General features: G+C 73.6%; 17 protein-coding genes. 13 read left to right on the forward strand and 4 right to left on the reverse strand.

Annotated features, from left to right (window positions below):
• Positions 1–32 precede the first annotated feature (32 nt).
• Positions 33–638, reverse strand: coding sequence for a pyridoxamine 5'-phosphate oxidase family protein (locus I3F54_RS20835; protein ID WP_240120346.1), 606 nt, complete (start codon positions 636–638; stop codon positions 33–35).
• A 167-nt stretch (positions 639–805) separates the two neighbouring features.
• Between I3F54_RS20835 and argH the strand changes: the two genes are divergently transcribed.
• The 4 genes from argH to I3F54_RS20855 all read left to right on the forward strand — a co-directional run bounded on the left by argH (position 806) and on the right by I3F54_RS20855 (position 5,853).
• A complete protein-coding gene (gene argH / locus I3F54_RS20840; RefSeq protein ID WP_240120347.1) occupies positions 806–2,233 on the forward strand; it encodes an argininosuccinate lyase in 1,428 nt (475 codons plus the stop codon).
• 149 nt (positions 2,234–2,382) lie between these two features.
• Complete coding sequence (locus I3F54_RS20845) at positions 2,383–3,354, forward strand: aldo/keto reductase (RefSeq protein ID WP_240120348.1); 972 nt, start codon at positions 2,383–2,385, stop codon at positions 3,352–3,354.
• Positions 3,355–3,694: 340 nt separating this feature from the next.
• Positions 3,695–4,255 (forward strand): TetR/AcrR family transcriptional regulator, encoded by a 561-nt coding sequence (locus tag I3F54_RS20850; RefSeq protein ID WP_240120349.1) that lies wholly within the window; start codon positions 3,695–3,697, stop codon positions 4,253–4,255.
• 50 nt (positions 4,256–4,305) lie between these two features.
• Positions 4,306–5,853 (forward strand): MFS transporter, encoded by a 1,548-nt coding sequence (locus tag I3F54_RS20855; RefSeq protein WP_240120350.1) that lies wholly within the window; start codon positions 4,306–4,308, stop codon positions 5,851–5,853.
• A 251-nt stretch (positions 5,854–6,104) separates the two neighbouring features.
• Here the strand turns inward: I3F54_RS20855 and I3F54_RS20860 are convergent, their stop codons facing one another.
• Complete coding sequence (locus I3F54_RS20860) at positions 6,105–6,779, reverse strand: 1-acyl-sn-glycerol-3-phosphate acyltransferase (protein ID WP_240120351.1); 675 nt, start codon at positions 6,777–6,779, stop codon at positions 6,105–6,107.
• Between the two features lie 381 nt (positions 6,780–7,160).
• Between I3F54_RS20860 and I3F54_RS20865 the strand changes: the two genes are divergently transcribed.
• The 3 genes from I3F54_RS20865 to I3F54_RS20875 all read left to right on the forward strand — a co-directional run bounded on the left by I3F54_RS20865 (position 7,161) and on the right by I3F54_RS20875 (position 9,463).
• Positions 7,161–8,345, forward strand: coding sequence for a glycerophosphodiester phosphodiesterase (locus I3F54_RS20865; RefSeq protein ID WP_240120352.1), 1,185 nt, complete (start codon positions 7,161–7,163; stop codon positions 8,343–8,345).
• Positions 8,346–8,413: 68 nt separating this feature from the next.
• Positions 8,414–8,920: an RNA polymerase sigma factor gene (locus I3F54_RS20870; RefSeq protein ID WP_240120353.1), complete on the forward strand. Its 507-nt coding sequence runs from the start codon at positions 8,414–8,416 to the stop codon at positions 8,918–8,920.
• Between the two features lie 45 nt (positions 8,921–8,965).
• Entirely contained in the window at positions 8,966–9,463 is a 498-nt protein-coding gene (locus I3F54_RS20875; protein WP_240120354.1) for a GNAT family N-acetyltransferase, read from the forward strand.
• Here I3F54_RS20875 and I3F54_RS20880 read toward each other — a convergent pair.
• Both I3F54_RS20880 and I3F54_RS20885 read right to left on the reverse strand, forming a co-directional pair.
• A complete protein-coding gene (locus tag I3F54_RS20880) occupies positions 9,453–9,869 on the reverse strand; it encodes a hypothetical protein (protein WP_240120355.1) in 417 nt (138 codons plus the stop codon). The genes I3F54_RS20875 and I3F54_RS20880 overlap by 11 nt on opposite strands.
• A 1-nt stretch (position 9,870) precedes the next feature.
• Positions 9,871–10,230 carry a hypothetical protein gene (locus tag I3F54_RS20885; RefSeq protein WP_240120356.1) on the reverse strand — a complete coding sequence of 120 codons (360 nt, stop codon included), beginning with the start codon at positions 10,228–10,230 and terminating at the stop codon, positions 9,871–9,873.
• A 659-nt stretch (positions 10,231–10,889) separates the two neighbouring features.
• Here I3F54_RS20885 and I3F54_RS20890 point away from each other — a divergent pair.
• The 6 genes from I3F54_RS20890 (at position 10,890) to cobT (ending at position 20,442) form a co-directional block, all read left to right on the forward strand.
• Positions 10,890–11,945, forward strand: a complete 1,056-nt coding sequence (locus I3F54_RS20890) for a methionine ABC transporter ATP-binding protein (RefSeq protein ID WP_240120357.1) — start codon at positions 10,890–10,892, stop codon at positions 11,943–11,945.
• Between the two features lie 20 nt (positions 11,946–11,965).
• Positions 11,966–12,676 carry a methionine ABC transporter permease gene (locus I3F54_RS20895; RefSeq protein ID WP_240120400.1) on the forward strand — a complete coding sequence of 237 codons (711 nt, stop codon included), beginning with the start codon at positions 11,966–11,968 and terminating at the stop codon, positions 12,674–12,676.
• Between the two features lie 63 nt (positions 12,677–12,739).
• Positions 12,740–13,567, forward strand: a complete 828-nt coding sequence (locus tag I3F54_RS20900; RefSeq protein ID WP_240120358.1) for a MetQ/NlpA family ABC transporter substrate-binding protein — start codon at positions 12,740–12,742, stop codon at positions 13,565–13,567.
• Between the two features lie 148 nt (positions 13,568–13,715).
• Entirely contained in the window at positions 13,716–14,351 is a 636-nt protein-coding gene (locus I3F54_RS20905) for a GNAT family N-acetyltransferase (RefSeq protein ID WP_240120359.1), read from the forward strand.
• Between the two features lie 126 nt (positions 14,352–14,477).
• The gene (gene cbiE / locus I3F54_RS20910; protein ID WP_240120360.1) at positions 14,478–15,686 is read left to right on the forward strand and encodes a precorrin-6y C5,15-methyltransferase (decarboxylating) subunit CbiE; all 1,209 of its coding nucleotides are present in this window, start codon (positions 14,478–14,480) and stop codon (positions 15,684–15,686) included.
• Positions 15,687–16,032: 346 nt separating this feature from the next.
• Entirely contained in the window at positions 16,033–20,442 is a 4,410-nt protein-coding gene (cobT, locus tag I3F54_RS20915) for a nicotinate-nucleotide--dimethylbenzimidazole phosphoribosyltransferase (protein ID WP_240120361.1), read from the forward strand.
• Positions 20,443–20,474 lie beyond the last annotated feature (32 nt).

Consider the following 20,474-nt stretch of genomic DNA (forward strand, 5'->3'; position numbering starts at 1 on the left):
CGGGTCCGCCGCGCGGGCCGGCCGGCCCGCGCTCATCGGGCCGGCGGGGGAGAAGGAGGCGACGGAGGCAGCGGCAGCGGCAGGCCGGGAAGCCCGTCGATGCTGGTGGCGATGTGCTCCTTCTTCTCGAAGTACGCGCTGAGCGAGTCGTCGTCCTCGCGTGCGAAGCGCTTGCCGTGCAGATCGCGGTCGCCGTCGTAGGTCATGAACGGCACCGCGTAGCCGCAGGAGTCCCGGACGCGTTCGGCACGGACGACGACGACGGCGCGGAGCCCGTGCGCGGTGGTGTCGATGCCGGGGAAGTGGGTGAGCAGCCCGGGGAAGCGTGGGTCGTCACGGAGGACGGGCTCACCCCGGCCGTGCACGCGGACGATGTTAGGCGGCCCCTGGAAGGCGCACCACATCAGCGTGATGCGGCCGTTCTCCCTCAGGTGGGCGATGGTCTCCGCGTTGGATCCGGCGAAGTCCAGGTAGGCGACGGTGAGTTCGTCGAGGATCGCGAAGGAGCCCCGCAGGCCCTTGGGGGACAGGTTGACCGTCCCGTCGCCCGACAGCGGGGCGGTGGCCGTGAAGAAGACGGGCTGCGCCTCGATGAACGAGCGGAGCCTGCCGTCGATGCGCTCATAGGTTTGTCCCATGGGTGACGATTATCGGCTCACCTCGTTCGTCTGTCCGAGGGCATGATCGGGGACGCCGGTTCCGGCGTCCGGCCCGCGGACCGGATTGACGAATCATGCATGGTTTCGCATAATCATGCAGACAGGATCCCGCGTCACACCGACCCACCTCCCGAGGAGCAACGCAAGTGAGCAGCAACAGCGGTGACGTCCGGCTGTGGGGCGGCCGTTTCGCCGACGGCCCCGCCGAGGCCCTGGCCAGGTTGTCCGCGTCCGTCCACTTCGACTGGCGGCTCGCCCCGTACGACATCGCCGGCTCCCGTGCGCACGCGCGCGTGCTGCACAAGGCGGGGCTGCTCACGGACGACGAGCTGACCCGGATGCTCGACGGCCTCGGCCGGCTGGAGGCGGACGTGGCCTCGGGCGACTTCGTGGGCACGATCGCCGACGAGGACGTCCACACGGCCCTGGAACGGGGCCTGCTGGAACGGCTCGGACCCGACCTCGGCGGCAAGCTGCGCGCAGGCCGCTCCCGCAACGACCAGGTCGCCACCCTGTTCCGCATGTACCTGCGCGACCACGCCCGGATCATCGGCGGACTCGTCGCCGACCTCCAAGAGGCGCTGGTGGGTCTGGCGGAGGCGCACCCGGACGTCGCGATGCCCGGCCGTACCCACCTCCAGCACGCCCAGCCGGTGCTCTTCGCCCACCACGTCCTGGCCCATGTGCAGGCCCTGTCCCGGGACGCCGAGCGGCTGCGGCAGTGGGACACGCGGACCGCGGTCTCGCCCTACGGCTCCGGCGCGCTGGCGGGATCGTCCCTCGGCCTCGACCCGCAGGCGGTCGCGAGGGACCTCGGTTTCGAGCGCGGCAGTGCCGGCAACTCGATCGACGGCACGGCCTCCCGCGACTTCGTGGCGGAGTTCGCCTTCGTCACGGCGATGATCGGCGTCGACGTCTCCCGGATCGCCGAGGAGATCATCATCTGGAACACGAAGGAGTTCTCCTTCGTGACGCTGCACGACGCGTTCTCCACCGGGTCGTCGATCATGCCGCAGAAGAAGAACCCTGACATCGCGGAGCTGGCGCGCGGCAAGAGCGGCCGGCTGATCGGCAACCTCACGGGCCTGATGGCCACGCTGAAGGCGCTGCCGCTCGCGTACAACCGCGACCTCCAGGAGGACAAGGAGCCCGTCTTCGACTCCGTCGACCAGCTGGAGATCCTGCTCCCGGCCTTCACCGGCATGATGGCGACCCTCACCGTGCACCGCGAGCGCATGGAGGAACTGGCGCCGGCCGGTTTCTCCCTGGCCACCGACATCGCCGAGTGGCTGGTGAAGCAGGGGGTGCCGTTCCGGGTGGCGCACGAGGTCGCCGGGGAGTGCGTGAAGGTCGCCGAGGCCGAGGGAAAGGAGCTCGACGCCCTGACCGACGAGCAGTTCGCCGGGATTTCCGCCCACCTCACCCCGGAGGTCCGCTCGGTCCTCGACGTCCCCGGCGCCCTGGCCTCCCGCAACGGCCGCGGTGGCACGGCACCCGGGGCCGTGGCCACCCAGCTGGCGGAGGTGAAGGCCGACCTGACGGTGCAGCGGGAGTGGGCGGAGGCGAAGAAGTAGCCCGTACGGCCCACGGCAGGGGCTGCGCCCCTGCCGCCGCGCGCCCGCCGTGCACCGGCGGGGACGGCCGGGCGAGGCGTGCCCGGGTGGCGGTGGAGCACCCGTTCGCGGTTACCTTGGACGCCGGACCGAACGGAACGGAGCCGTCGATGCCCTTCGCACGTCTCGCCGCTGCCACGACGCCCACCTGCCACATCGGGCTGGGCCTCGCCGCCGTCGGCCGCCCCGGCTACATCAACCTCGGCCGGGACCACGACCTGCCCGCCGACCGCAGCGTCGGGGCCCTGCGCGAGCGCACCCACGAACTCCTCGACGCCGCCTACGCCCAGGGCGTCCGGTACATCGACGTGGCCCGCTCCTACGGCCGTTCCGAGGAGTTCCTCGCCGGCTGGCTCGCCGCACGCCCCGGCCTCGACGACGTCGTCGTCGGCAGCAAGTGGGGCTACACCTACACCGCGGGCTGGTCCACCGACGCCGAGCACCACGAGGTCAAGGACCACGGCCTCGCGACCTACGAGCGGCAGCGCGCCGAGACCGACGCCCTGCTCGGTGACCGGCTCGATCTCTATCAGATCCACTCCGTCACCCCGGACAGCCCGGCCCTCACCGACAGCGAACTGCACGCCCGGCTGGCCGAGGCGGCGGCCCTGGGGGTCACCGTCGGCTTCTCCACCAGCGGCCCGGCGCAGGCCGACGCCATCCGCGCCGCGCTCGCCGTCACGGTCGACGGAGAGCCCCTCTTCCGTACCGTCCAGTCCACCTACAACGCCCTGGAGACGTCGGCCGGCCCCGCCCTCGCCGAGGCGCACGACGCCGGTCTCACGGTGATCGTCAAAGAGGGCATGGCCAACGGGCGGCTCGCCGGGCCGCACACGCCGGAGCCGTTGCGGTCCGTCGCCCGGGAGACGGGACTGAGCTGCGACGCCGTCGCCCTCGCGCTCTTGCTGCGCCTGCCCTGGGCCGGCGTCGTCCTCTCGGGCGCGGCGACCGTCGCCCAGCTCGCCTCCAACCTGCACGCTCCGGCCGTCGACCTGGACGAGGACCAGGTGGGCCGCCTCACCGCCCTCGTCGAGGAGCCCCGGGTGTACTGGGAGCGACGCGGGCGGCTGCCCTGGCACTGACGGCGTGCCGGTGCGACGTCACCGGGGTTGCGGCGACGCGACCGCACCGACGGTGCGGCGACGCGACCGCACCGACGGCACCGTGACTCGACGCGGCCGATCGCAAGGGTGTGCGAGCGCACGGCTGTACGCGGGCACGGTGGAACGACGGCTCCCGCGCCCCGTTCCGCCCCCCGGCGGCACCGGCATGCCGGCGCCGCCCCGTTTCCGCCCGCCCGGGGGTACCACCCCCTGGTGAGACCGGTCGGCGCGGGCACCACCCCATGCCAGCCGGAGCCCGGCATGAGACCTATGTGCCTTGAATGAGACAGTGATGTCTCATGTGGGGTATGGTTGTCTCATGGCCGTCGATCCTGACCACGTACTGCGCAGTGCCGCCACCCTGCTGACCCGCAAATCCACCGCGACCATGGACGAGGTCGCCAGGGCCGCCGGAATCAGCCGTGCCACGTTGCACCGGCACTTCGCCGGCCGTGACGCGCTCGTGCGGGCGCTGGAGGCGCTCGGCATCGCCGAGTGCGAAGCCGCCCTGGACGCCGCCCGGCCGGACGAGGGTCCGGCCGGCGAGGCCGTGCACCGGCTCGTCGGCGCGATCGAGCCGCACGCGGGCCTGCTCGCTTTCCTGTACTCCGAGAACCAGCTGTTCGAGGGTGAGCAGCAGAACGCGGGCTGGGCCCGCATCGACGAGCGCATCGCCGATCTGTTCCGACGCGGCCAGGAGGCCGGGGAGTTCCGGATCGACCTCACCCCCGCCTGGCTGACCGAGGCGCTGTACGGCCTGCTGGCCTCCGGCGCCTGGGCGGTAGCGGAAGGGCGCGTCGCGCCCCGGGAGTTCACCTACATGATCGTGGAACTGCTGCTCGGCGGCGCGCGCCGCCCCGCGGACACCCGTTCCGCCTGACCCCCTCCGCGCCGGTACCCGACCCGCGGACACACACGAAGAGAGGAACCATGACCAGCACCCTGCAGCCGGCACCCACGGGCGAGGCGGTGAAGCGCCCGGGCCGCTGGCTCGCGCTGTCCGTCCTCGTGCTCGCCGTGCTGCTGGTGGCCGTCGACGCGACCGTCCTCGGCCTCGCGACCCCCTACATCAGTGAGGACCTCCAGCCGTCCGGCACCCAGCTGCTGTGGATCGGCGACGTCTACTCGTTCGTCATCGCCGGCCTGCTCGTCTCCATGGGCAGCCTCGGCGACCGCATCGGCCGCAAGCGGATCCTGCTCGGCGGTGCCACGGCCTTCGGCGCGATCTCCGTGCTCAACGCCTACGCGACCACGCCCGAGACGATGATCCTGGCCCGCGCGCTGCTCGGGGTCGCCGGTGCGACGCTCATGCCCGCCACCCTGGCCCTGATCCGCAACATCTTCCACGACCCGCGCGAGCGCAGCCTGGCCGTCGGCATCTGGGGCGCCACCGCATCCGCGGGCACGGCCGTCGGTCCCGTCGCGGGCGGCTTCCTGCTGGAGCACTTCTGGTGGGGCTCGGTCTTCCTCATCAACCTGCCGGTGATGGCGGTGCTGGTCCTCGTCGGCATCAGGACGCTGCCCGAATCGCGGAACCCGAATCCCGGCCCGTGGGACCTGATCAGCGTGCTGCTGTCCCTCGCCGGGATGATCGGCCTCGTGTACGCGGTCAAGGAGGCCGCCGCGCACGGCTTCGCCTGGAGCACGCTCGCCGCGGGCCTGCTCGGCGCCGCCGCCCTGTACGGCTTCGTCCGCCGCCAGCTCACGATGCCCGCGCCCCTGCTGGACATGCGCCTGTTCCGCAGTCGTGGCTTCAGTGGGGCGGTCCTCGCCGACCTGCTGACCGTCTTCGGCCTGTCGGGCCTGGTCTTCTTCCTCTCCCAGTACCTGCAACTGGTCCAGGGCAGGCGCCCGTTCGAGGCGGGCCTGGCCGAACTGCCCGCGGCGGTCGGCGCGGTGGCGGCCGGTCTGGTCGCCGGCCGTGCGGCCCGCCACCTGTCGGTGCGCACCGTCGTCTCCGGCGGCCTCGCCGCGATCGGCCTGGCGCTCGCCGTACTGACCTTGCTGGACCGGTCGACCGGATACCCGCTGCTCGGCGCCGCCCTGCTGGTCGTGGGTGTCGGTGCGGGGTTCTCCTTCACCGTGACCGCCGACGTCATCCTCTCCAGCGTTCCCCAGGAGCAGGCGGGCGCGGCCTCCGCGGTCTCGGAGACGGCCTACGAGCTCGGCGCCGCTCTCGGCATCGCCGTACTCGGCTCCATCGTGACGGGTGCCTACCGCGCCTTCCCGGTGCCCGCCGGCGCCCCTGCCGCGGCCCACGAGTCACTGGGCGGTGCGGTGGAGGCGGCACAGGGCCTGCCGGAGCGGACCGGGGAGGCACTGCTGTCCTCGGCCCGGGAGGCTTTCGTGCACGGGCTCACGCTCGCCACGGGGGTCGGCGCCGCCGTCCTGCTGGCCACTGCGGCGGCAGCGTGGTTCATGCTCCGCGGCCAGCGGCTGGACGGCCACCCCCAGGACGGCGGCCGGCAGCACGGCTGACCGCGCCGTGTCGCCCGCGCCACCGGGAGCCGCCGGTGCGCCGGGTGGGACGGTACCGGCGCCGGGTTCCGGCTCGTTGCGCGACACCCCGCACCCTCAGGTGCACCGCCCCCGGCTCCTCCCACCGGGCGCAGGCGTACCGGAGCCCGGTACGCCGAGGCCCCACGCCCGACGGCGTGGGGCCTGCCCCCCGGGCCCGGGCACCGCGGATGCGGCATGGGGCGACGGGGGCTACGAGGAGGCGACGGTGCCTACGCCGCTTCCTTGGCCTTGCTCGCGTACATGTCCACGTACTCCTGCCCCGACAGCCGCATCACCTCGGTCATCACCGAGTCCGTCACCGCCCGCAGCACATAGCGGTCCCGGTCCATCCCCTCGTACCGCGAGAACTCCATCGCCGGGCCGAAACGGACCGTCACCTTGTGCGGCCGGGGCATCCCCGACCCGCCCGGCTGGATCTTGTCGGTGCCGATCATCGCGAACGGCACCACCGGCGCGCCGGTCATCAGCGTCAGCCGTGCGATGCCCGTGCGCCCCCGGTACAGCCGCCCGTCGGGCGACCGGGTGCCCTCGGGGTAGATACCGAAGACCCTGCCCTCCTCCAGCACCCGGCGCCCGGTCATCAGGGCGGCGACGCCGCCCCGGCCGCCGTCCCGGTCGACCGGGATCATGCCGACGCCGGTGAAGAACCAGGCCATGAGCCGGCCCTTGAGCCCCTTGCCGGTGACGTACTCGTCCTTGCCGATGAAGAGGACCTGCCGGTCGCAGACGAGCGGAAGGATCATCGAGTCGATGAACGTGAGGTGATTGCCGGCCAGGATCACCGGACCGTCGCCGGGGATGTGCTCCGCGCCCTCCACCTGTGGCCGGAACATCAGGCGCATGACCGGACCGAGCACTGCCTTGATGATCGCGAAGCGGGACAACGGGCCCTCCGGTGCCAGGGGTTTGCGGTGTGAGTCTGTGTAGCTGTGAGTCTGTGCAGGTGAGGACGATACTCGCGGCCCCCCGGGTGGTGCACATCGGGTTCACGGAGGTCTTACGCACTGTTGACGCGGGTTTACCTGCGGTGCCGTGCCGTGGACGCTGTGCAACACGCCGGGCAGGTGTGACGCACATCGCGCGCGAACCGCCCTGAGATGACCCCCGAACGGCCCTGTGGAGCCGACGGGCCGTCAGGACGCGCCGCGCAGATGCCATCCGCCGTCATCCGCACGTTCGAACCGTGGCCTCCCCTTCGTCATGTCCACGCCCCTACGATCGGCGCGCCAGGACACCCAGCCAGCAGGCCGGCAGGAGGATTCCCCATGGCAACGGACGGAACGCGGGTGCCGCAGGAGCCGGAGGACCGCGCGGGCGGGACCGCGCGGCGGGCACTGCTCGGCGCGGCCGTGCTCGGCGCGGGCGGCGCCGTCCTCGGGCTACCCGGCACCGCGGGGGAGGCACAGGCCGTCGGGCACGGCGGCGGGCTCCGGAGCCTGCCCGTACCGACGATCATCGGGCACCGCGGGGCCAGCGGCTACCGGCCCGAGCACACGTTCGGCTCCTACCAGCTGGCCCTCGACCTGGGAGCCGACATCGTCGAGGCCGGCGACCTCGTACCCACCCGGGACGGCCACCTCGTGTGCCGGCACGAGCCGGAGATCGGCGGCACCACGGACGTCGCCTCCCACCCCGAGTTCGCCGACCGCAGGACGACCAAGGTCGTCGACGGGGTCGCCACCACCGGATGGTTCACCGAGGACTTCACCCTCGCGGAGCTGAAGCGGCTGCGCGCCGTAGAGCGCATCCGGGCCAACCGGCCGCACAACACCCTCTACGACGGCCGCTGGGAGATCCCCACCTTCGAAGAGGTCCTGCGGTGGCAGGACGAGCAGTGCCGTCGACGCGGCCGGCCGGTGTGGATCTACCCCGAGACCAAGCACCCCACCTACTTCCGCAAGCTCGGCCTCCCCCTGGAGGAGCGGGTCGCCAAGCTGCTGCGCAGGCACCGCAAGGACCGGCGGACCTCGCCGGTCATCGTCCAGTCCTTCGAACCGGGCAGCATCGAGCGCCTGAACAAGCTCGTCGACAACCCGCTGGTCGTGCTGCTCTCCTCGGCGCGCAGCCGCCCCTGGGACTTCGTCGAGGCGGGCGACCCGCGCACGGTCGCCGACCTCATCACCCCCCGGGGCCTGCGGGAGATCGCCGGATACGCACAGGGCATCGGTCCCACCCTGGACCTCGTCATCCCCAGGGACGCCGACGGCCGCCTGACCCGGCCCACCACGCTCGTCGCCGACGCGCACAGGGTGGGACTCGTCCTGCACCCCTGGACGATGCGCAACGAGAACCCCTTCCTCCCCGCCGACTTCCGCACGGGCACGGACGCCGACGCCTACGGCGACGCCTTCGGTGCCTTCCGGACGTACTTCGCCACCGGCATCGACGGCGTCTTCACCGACAACCCCGACACCGGCGTGCTGGCCCGCGAGGCCTTCGTCAACGGCTGACCCACCCGATGGGGTGACCGCCGGCCGCCCGGGCAACCCGCCGCCCGGGCGGCCGCGTCGTGCCGCACATGAAGCACGACCTCCTCGCCGCCCTCCGCCCCCTCCTCGCCGCAGAGGCCCGGGCGGAGGCCCACGCCCTCGGCACCGACCCCGGCGACCTGGAGCAGGAGGTCTGGCTCCGGCTGCTGGAGCGCCTCGCCGCCGGCGCCCCGCCGTCCGACCCGCACCGCTGGCTCCGCCGCGTCGTCCGCCTGGAGGCCCGGCGCACCCGGCGCACGCGCCGTCTCGAACGGCCCTACGGAACCGAGCCCGCCGACAGCGGCGACCGGGACCCCGAACGCCTCGCGCTCACCCTCGCCGCCCGCCGCGCCCTGCGCGACACCGTCCGCCGGCTGCCCGGCCGCTGTCCCGGACTGCTGGAGGCGCTCCTGTCGCCGAGGGACCTCACCTACCGGGAGATCGCGGGGGAGTTGGGTATCTCACAGGGCTCCCTTGGGCCAGAACGTTCCAGATGCCTGGAATGTCTGCGCCGGCTGCTCACTCCGGAGGTTGCGGCTCGCGAAGCGCGGGGATAGGAGTGGGGGACAACCGGCGATCAGGTGAGCGGGAGGCATGCACACATGGGCATGAGTGTGACCATCTCGGCGGCGACCGAGCAGGACGCGGAGCAGATCTTCAGGCTCCAGTACCTGTGCTTCCAGAGCGAGGCGGCGCTGTACGGCAACTACCGCATCGACCCGCTCGTCCAGACCCTCGACTCCGTCCGGGCGGAGGTCGCCGCGGACTGCGTCTTCGTGGCCCGGCTCGGCGAAGAGGTCGTCGGCTCGGTCCGTGGACGGGTGACCGAGGACGGGGCGGCCTCCATCGGCAAGCTCTGCGTCCACCCCCGCCTCCAGGGTCACGGCATCGGTGCGCGCCTGCTGCGCGCGGCCGAGTCCGCCCTGGCGGAGGAGCGCGGCGCCACGAGGTTCCGCCTCCAGGCCGGCCACCGCAGCGAGGGCGGATTGCGCCTGTACCGGCGTGTGGGCTACGAGACCGTCGGCACGGCGGAGGGCTCGGACGGCGTGCGGATGATCGTTCTGGAGAAGCCGGCGGGAGCGTACGCCGCTACGGCCTGACCGCGCGGTTCCGGCGCAGCCAGTACAGCGCCGACAGCGGCAGCAGCACGGGGATGAAGACGTAGCCCATGCCGTAGTCCGACCAGACCGTCGCGTCCGGGAACGCCGACGGCTCCACCAGGGTCCACGTGCCGACGATCAGTACGCCCGCGAGTTCGGCGGCGCAGCACACCTGCGCCGCCCGCCGGGCCGTCTCGCCGCCGCGTACCAGCGTGTACGTGATGAACCCGTAGACCAGGCCGGCGACCGCCGACAACGAGTACGCCAGCGGCGCGCGGTCGAACTCTGTGGCGATCTGGTACACCGAGCGCGACACCGCGCCGACGACCATCACGCCGTAGAACCAGACCAGCAGCATCCCGGGGCCGCTGATGAGCCGCTTCGGCCTCTCTTCCACGGTGGTCACCTCAGCCTCCCCAGATGTCGTAGAGCCGCACTTCGAGCACGGCCAGGACGATACCGCCGGCTGCCACCGTCACCGACCCCCACCGGGTGCGCTCCGCCAGCGACATGAACCCGGCCGCCGGGACGCAGGCGAACGCGCCCAGCAGATACGCCACGAAGATCGTCGTACCCTGCTCCGGCTCCCCGCCCCGTGCCAGCAGCACGATCCCCGTCACCAGCTGGAGGGTGGCCAGCAGGGTGACCACGGCCATTCCGATGAAGTGCCAGTCCTTCGTCGGCTGGTCGCGGTAGGCCGCCCAACCGCACCACGCGGCGAGCAGCAGCGCGGCGACACCGGTCACCAGCGTCAGGGCATCAAGCATGCAGTGACCCTATTACGGCCCCGGACGGCCCTCGCCGCCGCCCCGCGACCGCGGGCCCCCGGCCGGTTCGGGGCCCGGGCCGGCCGTCGCCGGGCGCGGCGCGGCGGCCTCCGGCCGCCGTGGCGTTGGCCACAACCGGGGCCGCGCACCCGCTTCCGCGACCCTGCCGCCGGCCCGGCCCGCATCGGTCCAGCGGCCTTGCCCGCACCGGCCGGCGGGCGTTCACCGGGCAGGCAGGGGGAGCCGGGGGGCTCCGTCCGGCACGGGTCCGCGTCCGTCCACGATGCGGACGGGCGCGGCCGGTCGGCACCGTCCGTCTGCTTTACTGATCGCATGACCACGACGAGCTGCCGCATCCTTGCGACCGGGGCGACCATGACGCCCGGTGCTCGCCGCATGTGTCGAATGTGCGCCTTCTAGAGGGCCCCCGCACCACCCCAGAGTCTCGCGCCCCGAAGCGAGCCACCCCGGCACGTCCGTACGGTCAGACCCGTACGTGAGTCCGCCCCCGCCCCCGGCGCCCGAACGGCGCGGGGGACAGCGCGCACCGTTCTTCCCCCGCTTCCACGCCGGCGCGAGCACCGTGCCGCGTTCCCGACCCCATGCACTCCCGCACGGGCACACCCACGCCCGCGCCCCCGACAGTGACGGAAACCCCAGTGATCACCACATCGGGCCTGACGAAGACCTACCGGGCCCCTCGATCCCACGGCCCCGAGGTCACCGCCCTGGACGGCGTCGACCTCCACGTCCGGGAGGGCGAGGTGTTCGGCGTCATCGGCCAGTCCGGCGCCGGCAAGTCCTCCCTCATCCGCTGCATCAACCTGCTGGAGCGCCCCACCGCCGGCACCGTGACGGTGGACGGCCGGGACCTCACCGCGCTGGCCGGCCGCGGCCCCCGTGCCTCCCGCGCCCTGCGCGAGGCACGCAGCCGCATCGGCATGGTCTTCCAGCACTTCAACCTGCTCGCCTCGCGGACCGTGCAGGCCAACGTCGAACTCCCCCTGGAGATCCTCGGCATGTCCCGCCGGGACCGCGCCCGCAAGGCCATGGACCTGCTCGACCTGGTCGGCCTCGCCGACAAGGCCGGCACCCACCCGGCCCAGCTCTCCGGCGGCCAGAAGCAGCGCGTGGGCATCGCCCGCGCCCTGGCCGGTGACCCCGGGGTGCTGCTGTCCGACGAGGCCACCAGCGCCCTCGACCCGGAGACCACCCGCTCGATCCTCCAGCTGCTGCGCGACCTGAACCGGCAACTCGGCCTCACCGTGCTGCTCATCACCCACGAGATGGACGTCGTGAAGTCGGTCTGCGACTCCGCCGCCCTGATGGAGAAGGGCCGCGTCGTGGAGTCCGGCACCGTCGGCGAACTCCTGGCGACGCCGGGCTCCGCGCTGGCCTCCGCCCTGTTCCCGGTGGGCGGCGAGGCCACCGGCGCCGACCGCACCGTCGTCGACGTCACCTTCCTCGGCGAGAGCGCCACCCGGCCGGTCATCTCCCGGCTGGCACGCACCTACACCATCGACATCTCCATCCTCGGCGCCGCCATCGACACCGTCGGCGGCCGCCAGATCGGCCGCATGCGCATCGAACTGCCCGGCCGCTACGAGGACAACGTCGTACCCATCGGCTTCCTGCGCGAGCAGGGCCTCCAGGTGGACGTCGTCACCGAACAGGGCCGGCAGCCCGCCCTGGTGAAGGAAGGTGCGCAGAAGTGAGCGCGACGAACTGGTCCGAGATGCAGCCGCTGCTGAGCCAGGCCTGCTGGGACACGTTCTACATGGTGGGCTGGTCCACCCTCGTCGCCGTCGCCGGCGGCCTCCCGCTCGGCATCCTCCTCGTGCTCACGGACCGGGGCGGACTCCTGCGCAACACCGCCGCCAACAAGGTCATCGGCCAGCTCGTGAACATCGCCCGCTCGATGCCGTTCATCATCCTGATGGTCGCGCTGATGGGCTTCACCCGGTGGATCACCGGTACGACCATCGGCCGCGACGCGGCCATCGTGCCGCTCGCCATCGGAGCGATCCCGTTCCTCGCACGCCTCGTCGAGACGGCCGTCCGCGAAGTGGACGGCGGACTGGTCGAAGCCGTGCAGGCGATGGGCGGCACCACCTGGACCGTGGTCCGCAAGGTCCTCGTCCCGGAGTCGCTGCCGTCCCTCGTCTCCAGCACCACCACCACGGTCGTCGCCCTCATCGGCTACTCCGCCATGGCCGGCACCGTCGGCGCCGGCGGCCTCGGCGACATCGCCATCCGCTACGGCTACCAGCGCTTCGACACCGAACTGATGTGGATCACCGTGGCGATCCTCGCCGTCGTCATCTCGCTCATCCAGTTCGCCGGCGACTGCGCGGCCCGCGCCCTGTACCGGCGCGGCGGGCCGTCCTCTCCCGCGCCCGCGCTCAGGTTCCTCAAGGCCGCCACGGCCGGCAACAGGGCGTCCTGACGCCCCCACGGACTCCCCGTCCCACCCAGGACGGGGCCGCACCACCAAGAAAAGGCACTTTTCGTGCGTAACACCGCCAAGATCACCACCGCCGTCCTCGCCGCCGGAGCCCTCACCCTCGGGCTCACCGCCTGCGGCTCGGACAAGGACTCCGGCTCCGGCGCGACCGGGCCCCTGGTCGTCGCCGCCAGTCCGGTCCCGCACGCCGAGATCCTGAACTACGTCAAGGACCACCTCGCCGAGCAGGCCGGCCTCGACCTGGAGGTCAAGGAGTTCACCGACTACGTCACGCCGAACACGGCGACGGAGGACGGCTCCGTGGACGCCAACTACTTCCAGAACCAGCCGTACCTCGACGACTTCAACAAGAAGAAGGGCACCCACATCGTGCCCGTCGTCACGGTGCACCTGGAGCCCCTCGGCCTGTACTCGCACAAGGTGAAGAAGGCCGACGAGCTGAAGAGCGGTGCGACCGTCGCCGTCCCCAACGACACCGTCAACGAGGCCCGCGCCCTGAAGCTGCTCGCCGCCGGCGGACTCATCACCCTCAGGGACGGCGTCGGCAACGACGCCACCCCCGCGGACATCACCGCCAACCCCAGGAACCTCACGTTCAAGGAGCTGGAGGCGGCACTGACCCCGCGCTCCCTGGACGACGTGGACGCGGCCGTCATCAACGGCAACTACGCCATCGAGGCCGACCTGAAGCCCGCCGACGACGCCCTCGTCCTGGAGTCGCCGAAGGACAACCCCTACGGCAACTTCCTCGCGGTGAAGAAGGGCAACGAGAACGACCCGCGGGTCAGGAAGCTCGCCGAACTCCTCACCTCCCCCGAGGTGAAGAAGTTCATCGGGGACACCTACGCCGGCTCCGTCGTCGCCTCCTTCTGACCCTCCCCCGCACCCGCCCCACCGCGCGGGGTCCCCCGGACCGCCCGGGTGGACCCCGCGATGCGGCCGAGTGCTTTCATGCTGCATGCTGGGCAGTTCAGCACGATCTGAAGTGTCCGAAGGTCTTCTGAAGTTCACGGAGCGGCGCATGACGAGCACCTTCCCCAACATCTCCATCAGCACGGAGCGGTTGGTGCTGCGCCCCCTCGACGAGGACGACGTCCCCGCCATGGCGGCGATGATGAACGACGAGCAGGTCGCGGCCTGGACCGACGTTCCGCAGCCGTTCACCGAGGACGGCGCCCGCACCTGGATCACCGGGTACGCGCCCGCCGAGCGGGAGTCCGGCCGCGGACTCGACCTCGCCGTCACCGAGTTCCTCACCCAGCGCCTGGTCGGCGTCGTGCAGCTCGGCCGGACCGACTGGCACGTGCGTTCCACCGAACTGTCGTACATCGTCGCGCCCTGGGCCCGCGGCGAGGGCTACGCCTCCGAGGCGGCCCTCGCCACCGCGCAGTGGCTCTTCCGCGACCAGGAGTTCCAGCGGATCGAGGTGCGCACCGCCGCCGACAACACCGCCTCCCAGCAGGTCGCCCAGAAGATCGGTTGCATCAGCGAGGGGGTGCTGCGCAATGCCTGCATAGCGCACGTGCGTGCCGACGACGGCACCTGGAGCGACGTCCGCACCGACTTCATCGTGTGGAGCCTGCTGCCCGAGGACCTGGAGGGCGTCGAGGCCGAACTCGCCGACACCGGTTTCACCTCCTACGGAACCTGGAACTGAACCTGCGGGTGACACCCGTGCCGCGCCACCCGGCCGCGCCGGGTAACCTCACGGGGCCCGCCCGCTGCGCGTGCCACCCCCGGCACGGCCCGCAGACCTGCGTACACCCCCTGGAGACTGACGACGATGGCCGACCGGGTCACGGTGATCGGCTGGGACGGCTCGCCGCTGACCGCGACGGCGCGTGCCGCCCTGAGCGCCGCCACGCTGGTGGCCGGCGCCCCCCACCACCTGGCGCTGCCCGAGGTGCCCGCCACCGCCGAACGCATCCGCCTGGGCAGCCTCGCCCTGGCCGCCCGCCGCATCGCCGCCCACCGCGGCACCGCAGTCGTCCTCGCCGACGGCGACCCCGGCTTCTTCGGTGTCGTACGCACCCTGCGCGCACCCGAGTTCGGGCTGGAGGTCGAGGTCGTCCCCGGAGTCTCGTCGGTCGCCGCGGCCTTTGCGCGGGCCGGAATGCCCTGGGACGACGCCCAAGTAGTCGTCGCACACCGCCGCACCCTGCGACGCGCGGTGAACGTATGTCGCGCCCACACAAAGGTCGCGGTTCTCACCGCCCCCGGCGCCGGCCCCGCCGAACTCGGCCTCCTCCTGGAGGGCGTCCACCGCACCTTCGTCATCTGCGAGGCCCTGGGCACCGAGCGCGAACAGGTCACCGTCGTCACCTCGGACAAGGCCGCCGACCACACCTGGCGTGACCCCAACGTCGTCATCGCCGTCGGCCCGGCGGGCGCCGCCGAGGGCGACGCGTGGATCGCCGGCCGGGACCCGTCCGCCGGCCCGCGCGGCTGGGCCCTGCCCGCCCAGGCCTACGACGGCCCCCTCGGCGAGGGCGAGACCCCTTCGCTGCGGGCAGCGCAGCTCGCCCGCCTCGGCCCGCGCGTCGGCGACCTGGTGTGGGACATCGGCTGCGGCTCCGGGGCCTTCGCCACCGAGGCGGCCCGTGCCGGGGCGGCCGTCCTCGCCGTCGACCGGGACCCGGAGGCCTGTGCCCGCACCGGCGCCGCCGCCCGCCGCCACGGCGTCCAGCTCCAGATCGTCCACGGCACCGCCCCGCACGTCCTGGAGAACCTGCCCGAACCGGACGTCGTACGGATCGGCGGCGGGGGAGCGACCGTGGTCTCGGCGGTCGCCGACCGGCGCCCCCAGCGCATCGTCGCGCACGCCGCCACCCGCGACGAGGCCGAGCTCGTCGGACGCGACCTGACCGAACACGGGTACGACGCCGAGTGCTCCCTTCTGCAGTCCGTGGAGCTCGACACCCGCCGATGGACGGAGAAAGAGCGGAGCGTCGCCTTCCTGCTCAGCGGGGTCCTCCCGGACCGCGCCCCGTGATCCTCTCGTCGTACTGCGCGCGGTAGGCTGGCCGATCGTCGCACCACATCCGGTCGTCCGTCACTTCGTCGGTCAATGTCCGGAAAACGCGCTTGTTTTGGGGTGGGTGTGGTACGGCAGAAGCTGAGGACGCGCAACGTGGCGCAGTCCACAGCGGGCTGTCGCGGATCATGCTGTCGCGACGGTGCAACGGCCGCGACAATGCCACTCAATGGCTTTGTCGCCTTTTCCGGGCGGGTCGTTCGTGCCGCCGGGCACGCACGCTCGTTCTTCACTGCGAGCGGTCGGCGCGCCGTTCCGCGTGAGCTGGGCGTAGAGGCACTAACCGATTGGGCGAGGGGTACGCATGACCGACACCGGCCAGGTCCCGGGCGAGGGGCTGCCGGAGAACGCAGGCACGGTGGAACAGCCGGGCGTCGCCGCGCCCGACGCGCACCCCACCCACCTCTCCGAGACCACCGCCGAGGACGAAGAGCTGCTGCTGCCGGGTTCCGGCGGAGCCTGGGGCAACGAGGTGGCGCCACCCGCGCCCGAGCCGGTCGTCGAAGCCGTGCACGAGCCCGGCCCGCACGAGCTGTCCGGCCGTGACAGCGGCTCCGTCGATCTCAGCGGTGTCCGCCTGCCGAACCCGACACCGCCGCCCACCGCCCCCACGGCGCCGATCCCGCCGATCACCCCCCGCCGGCCGCTGCACCTCGGCCCGCCCATCCCCGACGCCTCGAGCAGCCCGGTCCGCTCCCTCGCCGACCGCGGCCCCGCCGGCGTCCCCGCACGCCAGCCGGGGCAGCCCGTCGCCGGATCCGAGTACCTCGACGTTCCGCCGACGCGCCAGGCGGCTCCCCAGGGTGCCGCGCCCTGGACCCCGGCCCAGGCCCCGGTCGCCGCGGGAGAAGCCGCGGCGCAGACGGCTGGTCCACAAGCCGCCGCCCGGGCCTCGCACCCCGAGCCGTCCGGCGCGGCCCAGGCCGCGGTCGCCCGCCTCACCACGGAGGCGGCCGCGGCAGCCACCCAGACCACGGTCCCCGCGGCACCGGACCAGCCGGCACCGGCCGGTACGGAGCCGGCCGCGTACGCCGCTGCCGGGAACGGCACACCGGCGGCTCCGGCCGACGCGGCCCCGCAGCAGCAGGCGGCCGGCAACCCCGACGGCGCAGGCGCGGGAGAGCCGGGCGAGAGCGCGCCGACGGCGCACGCTGCGGCTCCCGCGCCGGTCGCCGAAGCGGCGCTTCCGGTCGACGGGGCCGTCGTTCCCGCCGCCGGGCCGGGCGAGCCGCAGCCCGCGGAGGGTGGCGCGGACGCCGTGACCCGGGAGGTGGGCCGGGACACGCCGCCGACGGACGGCGCGCTGCCGGGTACCGGGGACCCGCAGGCCCCCGGGGCGCCCGCTGCGACGTCTGCACCCGGCGCCGAGGAGACAGCCGCCGAGACGGCCGTGACGGCGGCCGACGGTGTGCCGGCGGCTCCGGAGACGCAGCCGCCGGCCGAGGCCGCCGTGCCCGTGCAGGAGGCCGTGCCCGTGCAGGAGGCCGTGCCCGTGCAGGCCGCCGTCCCCGCGCAGGGGGCCGTGCCCGGCGCCGAGACGGTGCCTGCAGCCGAGCCGGTGCCGGCGCCGGAGGGTGCCTTTGGCGCCGACGTCCCGGTCGCGCCCACGGTCGGTGAAGCGCACGCCGCCCCCGCCGCGGAGCCCGGCGTGCCCGATGGCGCCGGCGCGCCCGCGGAGGCCGAGGCCGTCGCGGGGGCCGAGCCCGTTCCCGAGGGCGCCCCCGTGCCGGATGCGGCGGCCGTTCCCGGGGCCGCCCCGGGTCCCGAGGCCGCCCCGGTCTCCGCGGCCGACCCGGCCGACGTCTCCGTGACGCCCTCCGAGGAGGCCGCGGAGCCCGGCGCGGCACCGGCAGCCGTGCCGGTCGCGCCGGAGGGGGAGTCCACCCCCGCACAGACCGCGCCGCTCCCGGCCCGGGAAGAGACGCCCGCCTCCGAGGCTCCGGCCTCCGGAGCTCCGGCGGCCGGTCCGCTCGCGCCCGAAGCACCGGCGCCCCAAGCCGGAGCGCCCGAGGTGGTCGTGCCCGAAACGCTGGCGCCCGAGGCGGTCGCGCCGGAAACAGTCGCGCCCGACGCCCCCGCACCGGTGGCCGTCGCCCCGCAGGAGTCCCCGGCCGGGGACCAGCGGCCCCGGACACCCACCACCCCCGAGGCGGCCCCCGGCACCGGCACCGCGCAGCAGTTCCCGCCGGCGCCCGTGCCCGGCCCGGAGGCCGTTGCCGGCGCGCCGTCGGCCGAGCCGGGTCAACCGGCCACCGCCCCCGTGCCCGAAGCGGCGCCGGACCAGGTGCCCGACACCGCCCCCGCCTCCGCCCCCGATGCGGCCCAGCGGGCCCCGGAGCCGGCCGCGGAGCAGGGAGCCCCGCAGGCCCCCGAGCCGATGGCCGCGCAGGCCTCCGCCGAGGTCGAGCAGCCCCTGGGTGCCCCCGCCCCCCTGCCGCAGCCCGCGGAATCCGTACAGCCCCAGGACACGCAGCCCATGCCCGACGCACCACCCGGCCTCGACCCGCAGTTCCCGCAGGGGCCCGCGGTGGCGCAGCCCGGTGCCACGGAGACATCCGGCGACGACCTGGCGGCGCGGATCGTGGAGGCCGCCCGGTCCGCGGACACCACGGCCGGGCAGCCCGCCGCGGTGGTTCCGCCCCACGGGCACCCGTTGTCGGCCCGGACCGGGCCGGAGCAGCCGATCGGCCAGTTCGTGCCGGTCGAGGGCAGCGTGCCGACCGCTCCGCACCTCGCGCCCACCCCGCCGCACCCCCTGACCCTGCCGGTGGAGCACCACCAAGCCCCCGAACCCGGCGCCGGCGCCGTCCCCGCACCCCGCGGGGCCGACGCGGCCGGGCCCGCCCCCGAGCCGGGCCCCGGAGCCGACGTCGTGCAGCAGGCCGAGGACCTGCCGACCACGGCCGCCGACCAGGAGGACCACGCCGACCAGGCAGAAGCCGGGCAGCCCGCCACTGCGGCGGACGTACCGCAATCCGCCGGTCCGGCCGCTCCCGGGTACGACGAGGCCGAGCGCGAGGCCGTCCTGAAGGTGATGCGCGAGCGCCGTGACATCCGCAACGGCTTCCGCGACGACCCGATCCCGCACGACGTGCTCCTCCGCGTCCTGGAGGCCGCGCACCACGCACCGTCGGTCGGCCACTCCCAGCCGTGGGACTTCGTCGTCATCCGGTCCGCCGAGACCCGGCGGGCCATGCACGAACTGGCGATGCGTCAGCGCGAGGCGTACGCCAAGTCGCTGCCGAAGGGCCGGGCGAAGCAGTTCAAGGAACTGAAGATCGAGGCGATCCTCGACACGCCGGTGAACATCGTCGTCACCGCCGACCCGACGCGCGGCGGTCGGCACACCCTCGGCCGCCACACGCAGCCGCAGATGGCCCCGTACTCGGCCGCCCTCGCCGTGGAGAACCTCTGGCTCGCCGCGCGGGCCGAGGGCCTGGGCGTCGGCTGGGTCAGTTTCTTCGACGAGCGCGAGATGGTCCGCGCCCTCGGCCTGCCAGAGCACCTGGAGGTCATCGCCTACCTGTGCGTCGGATACGTCGACGAGTTCCCGGACGAGCCCGAGCTGATGCAGGCGGGATGGTCCAAGCGCCGCCCGCTGTCCTGGGTCGTGCACGAGGAGACCTACGGCCGCCGCGCCCTGCCCGGAGAGGAGCCCCACGACCTGCTTGCCGAGACCGTCGCGCAGATCCGCCCGCTGGACGCCAAGGCGCTCGGCGAGGCGTGGGAGCGCCAGAAGCGCATGACCAAACCGGCCGGGGCACTCGGCATGCTGGAGATCATCTCCGCCCAGCTGTCCGGGCTGTCCCGCCAGTGCCCGCCGCCGATCCCGGAGCCCGCAGCCGTCGCGATCTTCGCGGGCGACCACGGCGTGCACGCCCAGGGCGTCACCCCCTGGCCGCAGGAGGTCACGGCCCAGATGGTGGCCAACTTCCTCGGCGGGGGAGCCGTGTGCAACGCCTTCGCCGGCCAGGTCGGCGCCGAGGTGTGCGTCGTCGACGTCGGTGTCGCCGCCGACCTCCCCGCCACCCCCGGCCTGCTGCCCCGCAAGATCCGCGGCGGCACCTCCGACATGACCACCGGCCCCGCGATGACCCGCGACGAGGCCAAGAGGGCCGTCGAGGTGGGCATCGAGACCGCCCGCGACCTGGTGGCGGCCGGGAACAAGGCGCTGCTCACCGGTGAGATGGGGATCGCGAACACCACCGCGTCCGCCGCGCTGATCTCCGTCTTCACCGGTGCCGACCCCGCCGAGGTCACCGGCCGCGGCACGGGCATCAACGACGAGACGCTGGCCCGCAAGACCGAGGTCGTGCGCCGGGCGCTCGACCTGCACAAGCCGGACCCGGCGGACCCCCTCGGGACCCTCGCGGCGCTCGGCGGCTTCGAGCACGCGGCGATGGTCGGCCTGCTGCTGGGCGGCGCGTCCCTGCGCACCCCCGTCATCCTGGACGGTGTCAGTGCCGGCGCCGCCGCCCTGGTGGCCCGGGCGATCGCCCCCGAGGTGCTGGCCGCCTGCATCGCCGGCCACCGCAGTGCCGAACCGGGCCACGTCGCGGCGCTGAACAAGCTCGGGCTGCGTCCGCTGGTCGACCTCGACCTCCGCCTCGGGGAGGGCACCGGCGCGCTGCTGGCCCTGCCGCTGGTGCAGAGCACGGCCCGGGCGATGCACGAGGTGGCGACGTTCGATTCGGCGGGCGTCACCGAGAAGTAGCGGGCGTCACCGAGGAGTAGGCGCGACAGCGG

Origin of the sequence: Streptomyces sp. MUM 2J, from assembly GCF_022414535.1 — a bacterium.
Lineage (GTDB): Bacteria > Actinomycetota > Actinomycetes > Streptomycetales > Streptomycetaceae > Streptomyces.

Coding starts and splice junctions, on each gene's coding strand:
- I3F54_RS20835 (WP_240120346.1), bottom strand. CDS start 638: ATGGGACAAACCTATGAGCGCATCGACGGCAGGCTCCGCTCGTTCATC.
- I3F54_RS20905 (WP_240120359.1), top strand. CDS start 13,716: ATGACGAGCACCTTCCCCAACATCTCCATCAGCACGGAGCGGTTGGTG.
- I3F54_RS20855 (WP_240120350.1), top strand. CDS start 4,306: ATGACCAGCACCCTGCAGCCGGCACCCACGGGCGAGGCGGTGAAGCGC.
- I3F54_RS20875 (WP_240120354.1), top strand. CDS start 8,966: ATGGGCATGAGTGTGACCATCTCGGCGGCGACCGAGCAGGACGCGGAG.
- I3F54_RS20850 (WP_240120349.1), top strand. CDS start 3,695: ATGGCCGTCGATCCTGACCACGTACTGCGCAGTGCCGCCACCCTGCTG.
- I3F54_RS20895 (WP_240120400.1), top strand. CDS start 11,966: ATGCAGCCGCTGCTGAGCCAGGCCTGCTGGGACACGTTCTACATGGTG.
- I3F54_RS20870 (WP_240120353.1), top strand. CDS start 8,414: ATGAAGCACGACCTCCTCGCCGCCCTCCGCCCCCTCCTCGCCGCAGAG.
- cbiE (WP_240120360.1), top strand. CDS start 14,478: ATGGCCGACCGGGTCACGGTGATCGGCTGGGACGGCTCGCCGCTGACC.
- I3F54_RS20845 (WP_240120348.1), top strand. CDS start 2,383: ATGCCCTTCGCACGTCTCGCCGCTGCCACGACGCCCACCTGCCACATC.
- I3F54_RS20865 (WP_240120352.1), top strand. CDS start 7,161: ATGGCAACGGACGGAACGCGGGTGCCGCAGGAGCCGGAGGACCGCGCG.
- cobT (WP_240120361.1), top strand. CDS start 16,033: ATGACCGACACCGGCCAGGTCCCGGGCGAGGGGCTGCCGGAGAACGCA.
- I3F54_RS20885 (WP_240120356.1), bottom strand. CDS start 10,230: ATGCTTGATGCCCTGACGCTGGTGACCGGTGTCGCCGCGCTGCTGCTC.